Annotated in this window: 11 protein-coding genes; 4 read left to right on the top strand and 7 right to left on the bottom strand. The window is 44.1% G+C overall.

Annotated features, from left to right (window positions below; all coding sequences use genetic code 11):
- Positions 1–2: 2 nt before the first annotated feature.
- The 3 genes from glnG to glnA all read right to left on the bottom strand — a co-directional run bounded on the left by glnG (position 3) and on the right by glnA (position 4,288).
- Positions 3–1,406: a nitrogen regulation protein NR(I) gene (gene glnG / locus AC55NX_RS13325; protein WP_059122992.1), complete on the bottom strand. Its 1,404-nt coding sequence runs from the start codon at positions 1,404–1,406 to the stop codon at positions 3–5.
- Positions 1,407–1,513: 107 nt separating this feature from the next.
- Positions 1,514–2,563: a nitrogen regulation protein NR(II) gene (glnL, locus tag AC55NX_RS13320; protein ID WP_496996186.1), complete on the bottom strand. Its 1,050-nt coding sequence runs from the start codon at positions 2,561–2,563 to the stop codon at positions 1,514–1,516.
- Between the two features lie 315 nt (positions 2,564–2,878).
- Entirely contained in the window at positions 2,879–4,288 is a 1,410-nt protein-coding gene (glnA, locus tag AC55NX_RS13315; protein ID WP_496996185.1) for a glutamate--ammonia ligase, read from the bottom strand.
- A 550-nt stretch (positions 4,289–4,838) separates the two neighbouring features.
- Between glnA and typA the strand changes: the two genes are divergently transcribed.
- The 4 genes from typA (at position 4,839) to AC55NX_RS13295 (ending at position 9,158) form a co-directional block, all read left to right on the top strand.
- Positions 4,839–6,668, top strand: a complete 1,830-nt coding sequence (gene typA, locus AC55NX_RS13310) for a translational GTPase TypA (protein WP_496996184.1) — start codon at positions 4,839–4,841, stop codon at positions 6,666–6,668.
- A gap of 230 nt (positions 6,669–6,898) precedes the next feature.
- Positions 6,899–7,813, top strand: coding sequence for a virulence factor BrkB family protein (locus AC55NX_RS13305; protein WP_496996183.1), 915 nt, complete (start codon positions 6,899–6,901; stop codon positions 7,811–7,813).
- Entirely contained in the window at positions 7,785–8,219 is a 435-nt protein-coding gene (gene dtd / locus AC55NX_RS13300; protein ID WP_496996182.1) for a D-aminoacyl-tRNA deacylase, read from the top strand. The genes AC55NX_RS13305 and dtd overlap by 29 nt, the downstream gene beginning before the upstream one ends.
- A gap of 21 nt (positions 8,220–8,240) precedes the next feature.
- On the top strand, positions 8,241–9,158 hold the full coding sequence (locus AC55NX_RS13295; RefSeq protein WP_059122986.1) for a bifunctional GNAT family N-acetyltransferase/hotdog fold thioesterase: 918 nt from the start codon (positions 8,241–8,243) through the stop codon (positions 9,156–9,158).
- Here AC55NX_RS13295 and AC55NX_RS13290 read toward each other — a convergent pair.
- The 4 genes from AC55NX_RS13290 to hslR all read right to left on the bottom strand — a co-directional run bounded on the left by AC55NX_RS13290 (position 9,144) and on the right by hslR (position 14,456).
- Positions 9,144–11,075, bottom strand: coding sequence for an AsmA family protein (locus AC55NX_RS13290; protein WP_496996181.1), 1,932 nt, complete (start codon positions 11,073–11,075; stop codon positions 9,144–9,146). The genes AC55NX_RS13295 and AC55NX_RS13290 overlap by 15 nt on opposite strands.
- A gap of 124 nt (positions 11,076–11,199) precedes the next feature.
- Complete coding sequence (gene pckA, locus AC55NX_RS13285; protein WP_496996180.1) at positions 11,200–12,828, bottom strand: phosphoenolpyruvate carboxykinase (ATP); 1,629 nt, start codon at positions 12,826–12,828, stop codon at positions 11,200–11,202.
- Positions 12,829–13,170: 342 nt separating this feature from the next.
- A complete protein-coding gene (gene hslO / locus AC55NX_RS13280; protein WP_496996179.1) occupies positions 13,171–14,046 on the bottom strand; it encodes an Hsp33 family molecular chaperone HslO in 876 nt (291 codons plus the stop codon).
- A gap of 23 nt (positions 14,047–14,069) precedes the next feature.
- Positions 14,070–14,456 carry a ribosome-associated heat shock protein Hsp15 gene (gene hslR / locus AC55NX_RS13275; protein ID WP_496996178.1) on the bottom strand — a complete coding sequence of 129 codons (387 nt, stop codon included), beginning with the start codon at positions 14,454–14,456 and terminating at the stop codon, positions 14,070–14,072.
- Positions 14,457–14,691: the final 235 nt, after the last annotated feature.

The following is a 14,691-nucleotide window of genomic DNA, read 5'->3' as shown; positions in this document are numbered from 1 at the left end:
GATTAATAGAGTTCCTTTAATTTTCGAGTCAATGTATTTCGTCCCCACCCCAGTACTTTTGCTGCATCCTGCTTATGCCCATTAGTATGGTTTAATGCCGCTTCCAAAAGAATCCGCTCAAATTCAGGCAAAGCATAAGATAGGAGATCCGTCTCTCCGGCGGACAGGGCTGTTCTTGCCCAAGCATCTAATTGTTTCTGCCAACTGGTATCATTGTCGAATTCAATATTTTTCTTTTCTGACAGCAGTTCTGAAGGTAAGTCATTCGGGAGAACTTCGGTACCACTTGCCATAACAGTTAGCCAACGACACATGTTTTCTAACTGCCGAACATTACCCGGCCAATCGAGACGATTCAGAATCTCCAATGATTTGGGATGCAAGGTTTTCATCTCCACACCGAGTTCTTTGGCTGCAAGAGCTAAAAAATGTTTAGTTAGCTTCTCGATATCCTGACGACGCTCTCTGAGTGCTGGGATTTGAATTCTGATGACGTTCAGACGATGGAACAGATCTTCCCGGAACTTACCTTGATGAACCAGTTTCTCAAGATTTTGATGCGTTGCGGCAACGATTCGTACATCCACTTTGATCGCAGAGTGTCCGCCAACACGATAAAACTGTCCGTCGGCCAGAACTCGTAGTAATCGGGTCTGAATATCGAGTGGCATGTCTCCGATCTCATCCAGAAAGAGTGTCCCGCCATTGGCTTGTTCAAAACGCCCCTGTCGGACGTTGTTGGCACCGGTAAATGCTCCCTTTTCATGACCGAATAACTCCGACTCAATCAAATCCTTTGGAATTGCTGCCATATTTAAGGCAATAAATGGCTTCTGCGCGCGTGGACTATGCCGATGCAAAGCATGAGCGACCAGCTCTTTTCCTGTCCCTGATTCGCCATTGATCAAGACAGAAATCGAAGAACGTGAAAGACGTCCAATAGCCCTGAATACCTCTTGCATGGCCGGAGCCTCGCCAATAATCTCAGGGGTATCATCTGTATTTGCCAGACGACCTGACTGATCTTTTCGCTGTTCTTGGCCGTGAGCAATGGCACGTTCGACTAATGTCAGTGTTTCATCAACATCAAAAGGCTTGGGAAGGTATTCAAAGGCCCCCTTTTGATAAGCATTTACCGCAGCATCTAGATCAGAATGGGCCGTCATAATGATGACAGGGAGCTCTGGTGAGCGAGAGTGGACTTGATGTAACAGCTCAATACCATCGATCCCTGGCATACGTATGTCGGATACTAATACGTCAGGTGATTCTCTTTCCAAAGCCATCAGAACACTTTCTGCGTCGGAGAAAGTTTCACATTTGATGTTGGCTGAAGACAGGGTTTTTTCCATCACCCATCGAATAGAGCTATCGTCATCGACAACCCATACGTATCCTTTACTCATAATCAGTATTCCTTAAACAGCATCTGTCACTAACGTTCGCGAAGTGTTAAAAATTTTTGTCCGGTCAATGGTTCGTTCGCTGGTGAATATCATTGAACGGGCCATAATTAATTTATCGGTAGATAGATGGTAAACACAGTCCGTCCCGGCCAGCTTTCAACCTCAATCTTGCCATTATGTTGATCAATTAAATTCTGAGAAATCGATAACCCCAGTCCGCTACCACCTTCTCTTCCGCTGACCATCGGATAGAAAAGCGTATCTTGCAGCTCGTTTGGAATTCCTGGCCCGTTATCAATGATTTCAATTCGGGCAACAAGCTTGTGCCGTTGTCCATGTATATTAGCTTGATGCACTGTTCTGGTGCGAAGTGTGATTTTACCATGTTGTTGTGATGACAAAATTTGTGCAGCATTACTAACAATATTCAGTAGTGCCTGCTCAATTTGATCCACATCCATCATAATATTGGGCAAACTTGGGTCATAATCACGTTCAATCACTAGGTGAGAACGTGAATCGAGTTCGATCAATTGACGGACTTTCTCGAGGATTAAGTGCAAATTTTCAGATCGTTTTTTCCCTGGTTTTTGTGGTCCAAGTAGTCGATCAACCAAAGATCGAAGTCGGTCAGCCTGTTCAATAATAATTTGTGTATATTCTGTCAGGCTCTGATCCGGGAGCATCCTTTCTAATAATTGTGCTGCCCCTCGCAGTCCTCCCAATGGATTCTTAATCTCATGAGCCAATCCCCGTACAAGTAACTTTGCGGCCTGTTGTTGGGCATGCTGGTTTAATTCCTGACTCAGACGGCGCTGTTGACCAATCTTTCTCATCTCGACTAACAACATCAATTTCTTTTGCCAAGTTAACGGACTAACTGTGACCTCCAGCATTAAGGGTTTGCCATCAACCACAAATGTTACGTCACTGTCGGTAATACTTTGGCCACTCTGTAATGGTTGTGAGAGAAGCGCTAGATCAAGAGATGCATGTTGGATTAAATTGGATAGAGGTTGATTGATAATCCGCTTGGCACTCTGTGAAAATAACTGCTCTGCTGAAGGGTTCGCATAGCGAACGCATAAAGACTCATCCAGTATTAGTGTGGATGTCACAATATTGTTCAATATTGTTGTACTAAGTTCACTACTCATGAGTGGTTACCATGTTCCAAAATGACGCATTGCACAAAAATGGTGCGTTGGTAGAATGAGTATGGCTAACTAAGGGATAAATACAAGTCTCTCTTCTTTGAAATCAGTCCGCTCAACAACGCTTTGAGTCCAATTTCACGACAACTGTAGCCATGGTTTATTACATTAAATATGAATGCAATTATCTTGCCCAATATGCTCCTTATTTGTGAGGTTTGCTAAAAGATTTATGATTATATTTCAATAAGTAATCTTCGGTTGGTATAAAAAAGCCCGCTAAAAGCGGGCCTGATAACATGGGGATGAAATGCAGACTTATACAGAGTAGTACATGTCGAATTCAAGTGGGTGAGTCGTCATATTGATGCGAGTCACATCATCTGATTTCAGAGTGATATAAGAATCGATGAAATCATCAGAGAATACACCACCGGCAGTTAAGAACTCACGATCCGCATCCAAAGCTTCCAACGCTTGTTGCAGAGACTCTGCAACTGTTGGAATTTGTGCTGCTTCTTCTGCTGGCAGATCATACAAGTCTTTATCTGCTGAATCTCCAGGGTGAATTTTGTTCTTAATTCCGTCTAGACCCGCCATCAGCATTGCAGCAAAAGCCAGATATGGGTTGGCTGTTGGATCTGGGAAGCGAACTTCGATACGACGAGCTTTCGGGCTTGGTACTACAGGAATACGGATTGATGCGCTCCGGTTACGTGCTGAGTAAGCGAGCATAACTGGCGCTTCGAATCCTGGGACCAAACGCTTGTATGAGTTTGTTGAAGCATTCGCAAATGCGTTGATTGCACGAGCGTGTTTAATGATACCACCGATATAGAACAACGCTGTTTCAGACAAACCGCCGTACTTATCACCAGCGAACAGGTTGACACCGTCTTTTGCCAGAGATTGGTGACAGTGCATACCCGAACCGTTGTCTCCGACAAGTGGTTTTGGCATGAAAGTCGCAGTTTTACCAAATGCATGAGCAACGTTATGGACAACGTACTTATAGATTTGGATTTCATCTGCTTTCAATGTCATGGTATTGAAACGGCAAGCGATCTCATTCTGACCTGCGGTTGCAACTTCGTGGTGGTGTGCTTCAACAACCAGTCCCATCTCTTCCATAATCAGACACATTGCACTACGGATGTCCTGAGAGGAGTCAACAGGAGCCACAGGGAAGTAACCCCCTTTAATGCCTGGACGGTGACCTTTGTTACCGCCTTCGACTTCTGAGCCAGTGTTCCATGCAGCTTCGATGTCATCGATTTTGTAGAAAGAACCAGACATGCTAGTTGAGTATTTTACATCGTCAAACAGGAAGAATTCTGGTTCAGGACCGAATAGTACGGTGTCTGCGATGCCTGTAGAACGCATGTATTCTTCAGCGCGTTGTGCAATAGAGCGAGGGTCACGATCATAACCTTGCATGGTTGCCGGCTCTAAAATGTCACAACGGATATTTAATGTGGAGTCTTCTGTAAATGGGTCTAAAACAGCAGTTGAGGCATCTGGCATCAGGACCATGTCAGATTCGTTAATTCCTTTCCAGCCGGCAATAGATGAACCATCAAACATTTTACCTTCTTCGAAGAAGTCAGCATCGATTTGGTGAGCAGGAATAGAAACGTGTTGCTCTTTACCCTTGGTATCTGTAAAGCGTAAATCAACAAACTTAACTTCGTTTTCTTGGATCAGCGATAGAACATTTTCTACTGACATCTTGGACAACCTCCAGTGTTAAAAAATCGGTAAAAGCTCGACTTGGTTTAAGCATCAATTAACTTTGTGTTCATCACGTTAACTGAAGCTAAAACTTTATTAGCCATTAGCCAAAATCGTGCCATGATTAAAAATCCTTTTAATTCAATGCGTTAATAAGATAATGAGTTTTCAGTTATCAATCATTGCACTAAAATGATTTGCGCATTGCACTAATAAGGTGCAATTTAATTTAAGTTGCACCAATAGTTGCCAAACGCCTCTCTATTCAGCCCTATGAATAGGCAATTTGTCAAACAGCATTTGATGGTTTTTTCTGCTTTCTGGTTGTGAAAAGTTTTAATTGCAATTGTTTTTTGAACGAGATGGATTCCAAAGGCTAAACTATAGAAGAGTGATTAAATGTACTAATAGAAGAAATAGGCTTGTTTTAGATCACATATTTCTGGGCATTTCTTCAAAATCTGGTACATTATTGAGCGTTTTTTTTATCCCGAAATCCAGTTACATCAAAGAGCGGGAATTGAACTTTGACAATGATGATGAATCCATGACAACACCACAGATTGATAAACTAAGAAATATTGCGATCATTGCGCACGTTGACCACGGTAAAACGACCTTGGTTGATAAGCTATTACAACAATCCGGAACTTTACAGTCTCGCGGTGAAGTTGAAGAACGAGTCATGGACTCGAATGATATTGAGAAAGAGCGTGGAATTACAATCCTAGCTAAGAATACAGCGATTAACTGGCACGATCACCATATCAATATCGTTGACACCCCTGGACACGCGGACTTCGGTGGTGAAGTTGAGCGTATTATGTCTATGGTTGACTCTGTTCTGCTTATCGTTGATGCCGTTGACGGTCCAATGCCGCAAACCCGTTTCGTCACGCAAAAAGCATTTGCGCATGGTTTGAAACCTATTGTGGTTATTAACAAAATTGACCGACCAGGCGCTCGTCCTGATTGGGTAATGGATCAAGTATTTGACTTATTTGATAATCTAGGTGCATCAGATGAGCAATTAGATTTCCAAGTGGTTTACGCTTCAGCGCTAAACGGCTGGGCTTCGCTAGAAGAAGGCGAAACTGGCGAGAATATGGAACCTCTTTTCCAAACCATCGTTGATAATGTCGCTTCACCTGATGTTGATCTGGATGGGCCGTTGCAGATGCAAATTTCCCAGTTAGATTATAGCTCTTATGTCGGCGTTATCGGTGTTGGTCGAGTTACGCGCGGAACCGTTAAATCGAACCAGCAAGTGAGCATTATTGGTGCAGATGGTAAGAAGAGAAACGGTAAAGTTGGGACGGTTCTCGGTTATCTGGGGCTGGAACGACACGAAGTTGAGCGTGCCACAGCTGGTGACATTGTCGCCATTACTGGTTTGGGTGAGCTGAAAATCTCAGATACTATTTGTGATGTGAACAACATTGAAGCGTTGCCGGCACTTTCAGTTGATGAGCCGACAGTAACGATGACTTTCCAGGTCAATACCTCACCGTTTGCTGGTAAAGAAGGGAAATTTGTCACATCTCGTAATATTCTGGAGCGCTTGGAAAAAGAGTTAGTTCATAATGTTGCGCTGCGTGTTGAACAAACAGATGACCCAGACAAATTCCGAGTATCCGGTCGTGGTGAACTGCACTTGTCGATTTTGATCGAGAATATGCGTCGTGAAGGCTTTGAACTCGCAGTTTCTCGCCCTGAAGTTATTCTGAAAGAAGAGAATGGCCAGTTACTTGAACCTTTTGAAGTGGTGACTATTGATGTGATGGAAGAGCATCAAGGTGGCATCATGGAAAATATCGGTATCCGTAAAGGTGAGTTGAAAGATATGTCTCCGGACGGCAAAGGTCGCGTTCGTATGGATTTCGTCATGCCTTCTCGTGGCTTGATCGGCTTCCAAACGGAGTTTATGACACTGACTTCCGGTTCAGGTCTGCTTTACCATACTTTTGATCATTATGGTCCACACAAAGGTGGCTCTATTGGGCAACGTAATAATGGCGTGTTGATCTCTAACGCGACAGGTAAAGCTCTTACCTACGCATTGTTTAACTTGCAGGAGCGTGGGCGCCTATTCGCTGAACACGCTGATGAGGTTTATGAAGGGCAAGTGATTGGTATTCATAACCGTTCAAATGATTTAACTGTAAACTGTTTGAAAGGTAAGCAGCTGACCAACGTTCGAGCTTCTGGTACTGATGAAGCACAGGTTCTATCTCCCGCGATTAAATTCACATTAGAGCAAGCGATAGAATTTATCGATGATGATGAGCTGGTTGAAGTAACACCTGCGAACATCCGAATTCGTAAGAGACATCTTACTGAAAATGATCGTAAAAGAGCGCATCGTGGTGGAAAATAAGTCGTTATAGACTGATGATGTGATAGAGGCGGAACATGTTTCCGCCTTTTTTGTTCGCGGGAGGAGATAGTCACGCGGTTAATATCCTGCTAGTCTGCTAACCTAAATGCATATTCTTGCTCAATTGATATAGAAAAGGGATGAGATTATTCCCCTGACTCATATATCATCTCCAAACAACGGTTTTGTCATCTATAAAATCACCACGGTTTGCCGATGAGGTATCTGTATTGAATACAAAAAAAATCATCGATACTGGAGCCGCTTTTTTCCGATACTTATGGCGTCGGGTTCTCCACGATCGAATTCAGGTCAATGCCGGATATCTGGCTTATATCTCGTTGCTGTCCTTTGTTCCGATGGTGACGGTTTTACTGTCGGTATTATCTGCGTTTTCGGCTTTTAATGATGCCGGAGAAGTGATTCAATCGTTTGTTATTACTCATTTCTTGCCAGCTGCGGGTGAAGCGGTTAATCAGGCATTGCATGACTTTGTATCTAATACCAGCAAAATGACGGCGTTGGGGGGATTATTCTTATTTGTCGTTGCACTAACGCTGATTTCTAATATTGATAAAATGTTGAATTACATCTGGCGGGTTCATCAGAAGCGTCGCTGGGTTTTCTCTTTTTCAATGTATTGGATGGTTCTGACGTTAGGCCCGTTTCTGGTTGGGGCGAGTCTTGCTGTGACATCCTACATGACATCTCTGAACTTGCTCTCCAATGAAACTCTGCACGGATTTTCTCAGTGGGTGCTCAGAAGACTGCCATTCTTACTTTCGTTTGCGGCATTTACCGGTTTGTACGTTCTGGTTCCGAATAAAAAAGTCAAGTTAGGCCATGCCTTGTCAGGGGCGTTAGTGGCCGCATTACTGTTTGAAATCAGTAAATCAGGATTTGCTGCCTATATTACACACTTTCCCTCTTATCAGGTTATATACGGGGCATTGGCCGCGATTCCGATTTTATTCATCTGGGTTTATTTATCTTGGTTGATTGTCTTATTAGGAGCAGAAGTAACGGCCTCATTGGGTGAATATGAATCTTGGCATGAAGACATGTTAGAATCCGATGAATCGACTGATGATAATGGTGGAGAAAAAGGAACACGTCGTGATCGCACTGATTCAGAGAGTAAGTGAAGCTTCCGTCACTGTGGACGGTTCGGTTGTAGGAAATATTGGGCAAGGACTGCTGGTATTGTTGGGTGTTGAAAAAGATGATGATGAAACCAAGGCTAAACGTCTGGTTGAACGGGTGACGACCTACCGAGTGTTTGAAGATGAACAGGGAAAGATGAATCTCAATGTTCAACAAATCGGGGGGGAAGTGTTAGTGGTTTCACAATTTACATTACCGGCAGATACGAAAAAGGGAACACGCGCTGGATTTTCTCGTGGTGCGGCACCCGTAGATGCTGAGCGCTTGTACGATTATTTCGCTGATCAGTGTGCAAGTATCCTTCCTACAGAGAGAGGACGCTTTGCTGCGGATATGAAAGTTGCGTTGGTGAATGATGGACCGGTGACCTTCTGGTTACAGGTTTAATCAATAAGATAGGGACAATTCATGTTTAAGATTATTAGTCCTCAGACGGAGAACCAGCTGAATAAATACTATTTATTTCGCTGGCAAATGCTACGTGAGCCGTGGCATTTGCCGTTAGGATCAGAACGGGACGAATATGACCCAATGAGTCATCATCGGATGATTGTCGATAGTCGGGGGCGCCCTATGGCTGTCGGCCGCTTGTACATTACTCCTGACTGTGAAGGACAGATTCGTTATATGGCGGTGAAAGCGAATCGCCGGAGCCGGGGGATGGGATCACTGCTCTTGGTGACATTAGAGTCACTCGCCCGTCAGGAAGGTGCGAAACGGCTGGTATGTAATGCCAGAGAGGATGCCATTGCTTTTTATGAGAAGAATGGCTTTGAGCGTCGAGGTGAGTTGAGTGATGAACGTGGACCTGTTCGGCATCAACAGATGGTGAAAACACTGGATCCGATGGCAAATGTTCAGCGCAAACCGCAGTGGTGTTCTGAGTTGCAGGCTCGTTGGGAGAACCAGATCCCGATCAGTGAAAAAATGGGTATCAAGATCAATCAGTACACCGGCTATCAGTTTGAGTGTTACGCACCGATGAACCCCAATATCAATCCGCATAACACGATGTTTGCCGGTTCCGCTTTCACCTTAGCAACGCTGACAGGGTGGGGCATGGCATGGTTACTGATGCGGGAGCGTAGTCTTTATGGAGACATTGTGATGGTCGATAGCCGTATTCGTTATCGGCAGCCGATTTTGGATAATCCGGTCGCTGTGACCTCATTAGATGATATTAGTGGTGATCTGGATCGTCTCGAGTCTGGGCGTAAAGCTCGGATCATCGTCAATGTGACCATCAAAAGCGGGGAACAACCTGCGGTTCAGTTTGTCGGAACATACATGTTGATCCCGAATTATAAGTCTTTAATCGGTCGCTGAATGCGGTGTTTCTTGCATGGAACCAGCTTCGGGCTGAGGGTCAAGTGGCACTGTTTCTGATGGTTTTAGTAAGTTGTAATGTGTTTGCTTTTCCCCAGTGATAACCGACAGGGTTAACGAGCCGGCTTCAGATTGAGTCAAATCCCAATGACCACTGACGGTCGCATTGAGATCGTCGGCTTTTAGGTGAACTTCAGGAATGGTGATTTTTCCTCGATCTCCGGTAATTTGCATGGCGTCTACCATAAAGTCTCTTGGTTGATCATCGCTATCAGGTAGCTGGAGTTGACCATTTCTGATATCCATATTCAATAAGCCACTTAAAGTGTGATTGATAATCACGGAGTCTCCGGAAAGCCCCTGAGCCGAACCTGACAGGTCAGCAAGCCCTTTCATACGGAGTGGAAGATGTTTGAACAGGTTCAGGGGGAGGCTATCCGCGTCAACTGAAAACTGCCATGGCGCACCTTTCAATCCATATTGCCATTGTCCTTTGGCGGTCAGATATCCTTTAGTAGAGAAAGGGAAAAATAGTCGATCCAATATCCAGTTATTCTCTTGACTGTGCATTTCGACTAATCCTTGGGATACCATGAACTTTCCATAGCTCAGATTATTGACGGAAATCCTCGCAGCACCCTGCCATAATCCCCACTGTTGAGCATTGAGTAGTTGAGCATGATCGATATCCGTATTGATCCCTGATAATTGCCAATAAGGCTGGTGGGCAAGCTGGATAATCTGACTATTACGCATTTTCAGTTGTTTGACGTTCACTTGTTTAAATGATGGGATGAGAGATGCAAGCCAAGTGAAGTCAGGCTCAGAACCCGACTCGATAAACATTTTCATGCTTTGGATCTGTAAATCCCGGATGGTCATTGTCTCCGGTGTAATTGAGCCGGACGCATGGAGTTGGCCATCCATGAGTGTTGAACTAAAGTCATCAACATCTAACTGACCGGGAGTCAATATGAGGTTGATACTCGGTTCTACCCACATTATTTTATCGAGGACAAGACTTTCTGCATCCAATGAGAGCTCTGCATGAGCCTGTTTCCAGAGCGGTTCAGATGCGGTCGGACGAAAGTCAGTCAGAGATAAGTCGAAATTATTGAGCTGAATACGTGGCATATTGAGCTGGCTGTTTAACAGGTCAAGTCGATCAATCTGCGCAATGTGCTTTTCAATCAGATCTCTGAATTTATACGATAGTTGCTGAACTTGGGACAGAGACAAGTTCAATTTGTCCGTAGTTAGGTTTTCGATTGACCAGAGTTGTCCGTTGGTTTTTCCTTGCAAAGAAAGTGAAGCGCCTCGCCATTTTGCAGTCAGGCTATCAAGCTGACTCTGTTGTGGTTGATGACTGCCAGTGATGAGTAGGTCGGTGAGTGTCTCCCCCTGCCACATGATCTGAGACGCATACAGCTGGATATCACCATAAGGTAGATAGGCGTTTGTCTTATTCCACGTCGGGTTTTGAATTTGCACATTAAGCCCGTGAATCGTCAGATCGTCAGCGGTTGCAACAGAAAGGTTGCGGATAGCGAGTTGGTTGATTTTTAACATCTCTAATGGTGTCGGGAGAGATGCTTGCTCGCTGTCTAATGTGAGACCATCAATGAGCACACTGTCGAATGTGAGCTGATTGAGCGTGCTCTGATAAGGATTGAGCCAAACATCCACTGTTTGGATCGGTGTCAGTTGCTGAGACAGTGTGACGTGTTCAAATTTGAGATGGAACGGATATTGGTAGCTGATTTTCCGGGCATGGAATTCAGGGAACCCTATTTCTTGAATGGTCCATTGAGCAACAGGTGTGATATAGCGAGACTGAATAACTACGATCCCGACGGTGATCCCTATCAGGATGAGTAGGAGACATATAAGGAATACCCGGATAATACCTGTTTTCATTTTTTAAGACCATTGGTTCATTCGGTCTAACAGATTGGAACAAAAATCGCTTTGCTTCAACAAAATTCGTACTATCAAAAAAAAGCCCCTGAAATAGGGGCTTACTGATATTTTTAACGGCTCATCAGTCGGTTTGTGGTCCGGCTGAAATAAGCGCTTTGCCTTCATCATTATCGGTGTATTTAGCAAAGTTTTTCACGAAACGAGAAGCGAGGTCTTTGGCTTTGCTTTCCCATTGCAGAGCATCGACATATGTATCCCGAGGATCGAGAATCTCTGGATTTACGTTCGGTAATGAAGTTGGGACTTCAAGGTTAAAGATTGGGATGATTTTGGTTGGCGCCTTCTCAATCGAACCATCAAGGATGGCATCAATGATTGCCCGAGTATCTTGAATTGAAATCCGTTTTCCTGTGCCATTCCAGCCTGTATTGACGAGGTACGCTTCAGCACCGGCTGCTTCCATACGCTTGACAAGCACTTCTGCATATTTGGTTGGATGCAATGTCAGGAATGCTGCGCCGAAACAGGCGGAGAACGTCGGTGTCGGTTCTGTGATGCCTCGTTCTGTACCCGCCAATTTTGCGGTAAAACCGGAGAGGAAGTGATACTTGGTCTGCTCAGGGGTCAGTTTAGAAACCGGAGGCAGAACACCGAACGCATCAGCAGACAGGAAGATGACTTTGCTTGCATGTCCGCCTTTCGATACAGGTTTAACGATATTATCAATATGATAAATCGGATAAGAAACACGTGTATTTTCTGTTTTGGACCCATCATCGAAATCGACAGTGCCATCAGCACGAACGGTGACGTTTTCCAGCAAGGCATCTCTGCGAATCGCATGGTAAATATCAGGCTCAGCTTCTTTGGATAGTTTGATGGTTTTGGCATAGCATCCGCCCTCAAAGTTGAAGACACCATCATCATCCCAGCCGTGTTCGTCATCACCAATCAGTGCCCGTTTGGGATCGGTCGATAATGTTGTTTTCCCTGTACCGGATAGACCGAAGAAAACGGCAACATCACCATCTTTACCCATATTGGCAGAGCAGTGCATTGATGCAATACCTTTAAGTGGCAAGAAATAATTCATCATGGCGAAAATACCTTTTTTCATTTCGCCGCCATACCAAGTGCCGCCAATCAGCTGCATTTTTTCCGTCAGGTTAAAGACCGTAAAGTTCTCTGAGTTCAGACCATGCGCTTCCCAGTTAGGATTGGTACATTTTGCACCATTCATCACCACAAAGTTAGGTTCAAACGTGGCCAGTTCTTCCTCACTTGGACGGATAAACATGTTTTTCACAAAATGTGCTTGCCACGCAACTTCTGTGATAAAGCGAACACAAAGGCGAGTGTCCGGGTTGGCACCACAGTAACCATCGACCACAAACAACCGCTTCCCGGAAAGCTGTTTGGTGACTAGCTGTTTCAGATCGTCCCAAACTGCCTGAGTGATAGGTTTGTTATCATTTTTTACTGTGTCAGACGTCCACCAAAAATTATCTTTTGTGGTGTCATCTTTCACAATGTACTTATCTTTCGGAGAACGACCGGTAAAAATACCGGTGTCAACAGCAACTGCGCCTAATTCGGTTAAAATACCTTTTTCATAACCTTCTAAGTGAGGTGCTGTTTCTTCGTCGAATAGCTGCTCATAACTTGGGTTATGAAGAACTTCGGTGACATCGGTGATGCCATAAGAGGTAAGATCCATATTTGCAGCCTTTATTTGTTCCATTACGGTCATAGGTGCTCCTTCGTAGGAATTGTAGAGATTTTGTAAGAATTCTTTTATGTAATCTGTACGCCATGCTAGCAACGAGAACCATCGAAAACAGGGAGGTGGTTCAAAAAATACCCACATTTCCTGTGAGTATTTAGGTGTTTCGTCACATATCAAGGGAAGTTATTCTAACGTATAGAGACTAGTTTAGACTAGGTGATAGAAATTATTAATTTATGCAAATTAAGTGTTGATAAAATGTTGGTTTTTATGAAGGAAATGGTTTTTTATATCGAGAATTAATCAATTAAGCCAGTTTTTCAACTGGCTTAAAGTATAAAAAAAACGCTTAATAAGTGGTGAAAATTAATGGATGGTTTTGTTTTCTTCCAGTGAACTGTAACGTAACTCTTTGATATCATTTTCATCAAATTGATAATCCGTTCCACAGTACTCACAATGCAGCGCAATGATGGGGTTTTCTGCCAGCATTTCTTTTACTTCTTCTTCTGAGAGCGTGATGATCGCTGCACCACACCGCTGCCGGGAGCAACCACAGTGGAAAGTTACCGGCTGGGGGTCAAACAGTCGAACTGTTTCTTGATTGTATAAGCGATAGAGCAGTTCATTGGCCGGTAGAGAAAACAGCTCTTCATCTTTAATCGTATCGGTTAACTGCTCAAGGTGTTCGAAATCATCCGGAGAACCAGTGCCATCCGGCATAATTTGTAGGAGCATTCCTGCCGCGCAGAGCTTCTCTTCTGATTGTCCTGTTCTAATCCATAACCGTGTTTTCAACTGTTCTGACTGTTCAAAATAAGTTTCCAGAACATCTGCCAGGCAGTCACCGTCCAAAGCAACTATTCCTTGATATCGCTCACCTTTATTTGGGTCGATGGTAATCACTAAGTGTCCGTCTCCCATCAATTGACGTAGCGTCGCATCCTCAGGAATATCGCCTTTCCAACGGGCAACGCCACGGACATTCTGCTCGTGATCGCCATTGAGAACCGCGAGAGATACGGGGCCATTGCCCTGAATCTGCATGGTAATTGAACCTTCAAACTTGAGGGTCGCGGTTAACAGAGAGGTTGCAACGAGTAACTCTCCCAGCAGAGATTGAATCGGTGCCGGATATTCCTGACTGGACACGACTTGTTGGTAGACGTCATCCAGTTGTACCAGTTCGCCACGGACTGATAACTCGTCAAACAGGTAGCGATTTAACATATTGCTTGCCATGAAGGAAACTCCAGCTTTGTTCTTTATTGATGTTTAAATTTGATGATATCGCGTCGTTGCTTTTTATCTGGACGCTTATCCGGACTTGGGTTATGCGCATTCAATTTGCGTTGCATCGCGTGTGCTTCACGCTTTTGAATACTTGCAGCCGTTTCTGTATACAAGGTTTGAGCTTCGGGCGCACCTCTGCGTTGGCCCGATATTTTGTCAATAATGATAACTTTTTCTTCTTGGCCTTGTCTAAGCGTGACAGTTGCTCCGACTTCTACGATTTTACTTGGTTTAGACCGTTGCCCATTATAGTGGACTTTGCCACCGTCAACCATATTTCTGGCAACCGAACGGGTTTTATAAAATCGTGCAGCCCAGAGCCATTTATCTAGACGTACCGGTTCTTCACTGGAACTCATCGCAAAATCGTCCTCTGAATATGTTGTTTTACTCAATAATAAAAGGATAAATGGTGGTTTATCCCTAGGTTTTCAAGAAAATGATGAAATTTGAGTATAAAACAGTGGATAGTAAAATGGGTGTGTTATATTAGTCAGAATCTTAATATGGTGTAGCAGAATTGATTACACCGATTAATCAGGGATAAATTCAAAGGGTTAGAGATTGCCACACGTTGACACACTAAAGAACTCA

The sequence above is a fragment of the Vibrio rubrogenes genome (genome assembly GCF_059641415.1).
Note: the sequence above shows the minus strand (reverse complement) of the source record. Positions and strands in the feature narration are given on the sequence as shown.

Bases quoted from the DNA above. Each gene is read 5' to 3' on its own strand.
- hslO (WP_496996179.1), bottom strand. From the start codon at position 14,046: ATGGCAAGCAATATGTTAAATCGCTACCTGTTTGACGAGTTATCAGTC.
- glnG (WP_059122992.1), bottom strand. From the start codon at position 1,406: ATGAGTAAAGGATACGTATGGGTTGTCGATGACGATAGCTCTATTCGA.
- typA (WP_496996184.1), top strand. From the start codon at position 4,839: ATGACAACACCACAGATTGATAAACTAAGAAATATTGCGATCATTGCG.
- pckA (WP_496996180.1), bottom strand. From the start codon at position 12,828: ATGACCGTAATGGAACAAATAAAGGCTGCAAATATGGATCTTACCTCT.
- glnA (WP_496996185.1), bottom strand. From the start codon at position 4,288: ATGTCAGTAGAAAATGTTCTATCGCTGATCCAAGAAAACGAAGTTAAG.
- hslR (WP_496996178.1), bottom strand. From the start codon at position 14,456: ATGAGTTCCAGTGAAGAACCGGTACGTCTAGATAAATGGCTCTGGGCT.
- glnL (WP_496996186.1), bottom strand. From the start codon at position 2,563: ATGAGTAGTGAACTTAGTACAACAATATTGAACAATATTGTGACATCC.
- AC55NX_RS13290 (WP_496996181.1), bottom strand. From the start codon at position 11,075: ATGAAAACAGGTATTATCCGGGTATTCCTTATATGTCTCCTACTCATC.
- AC55NX_RS13295 (WP_059122986.1), top strand. From the start codon at position 8,241: ATGTTTAAGATTATTAGTCCTCAGACGGAGAACCAGCTGAATAAATAC.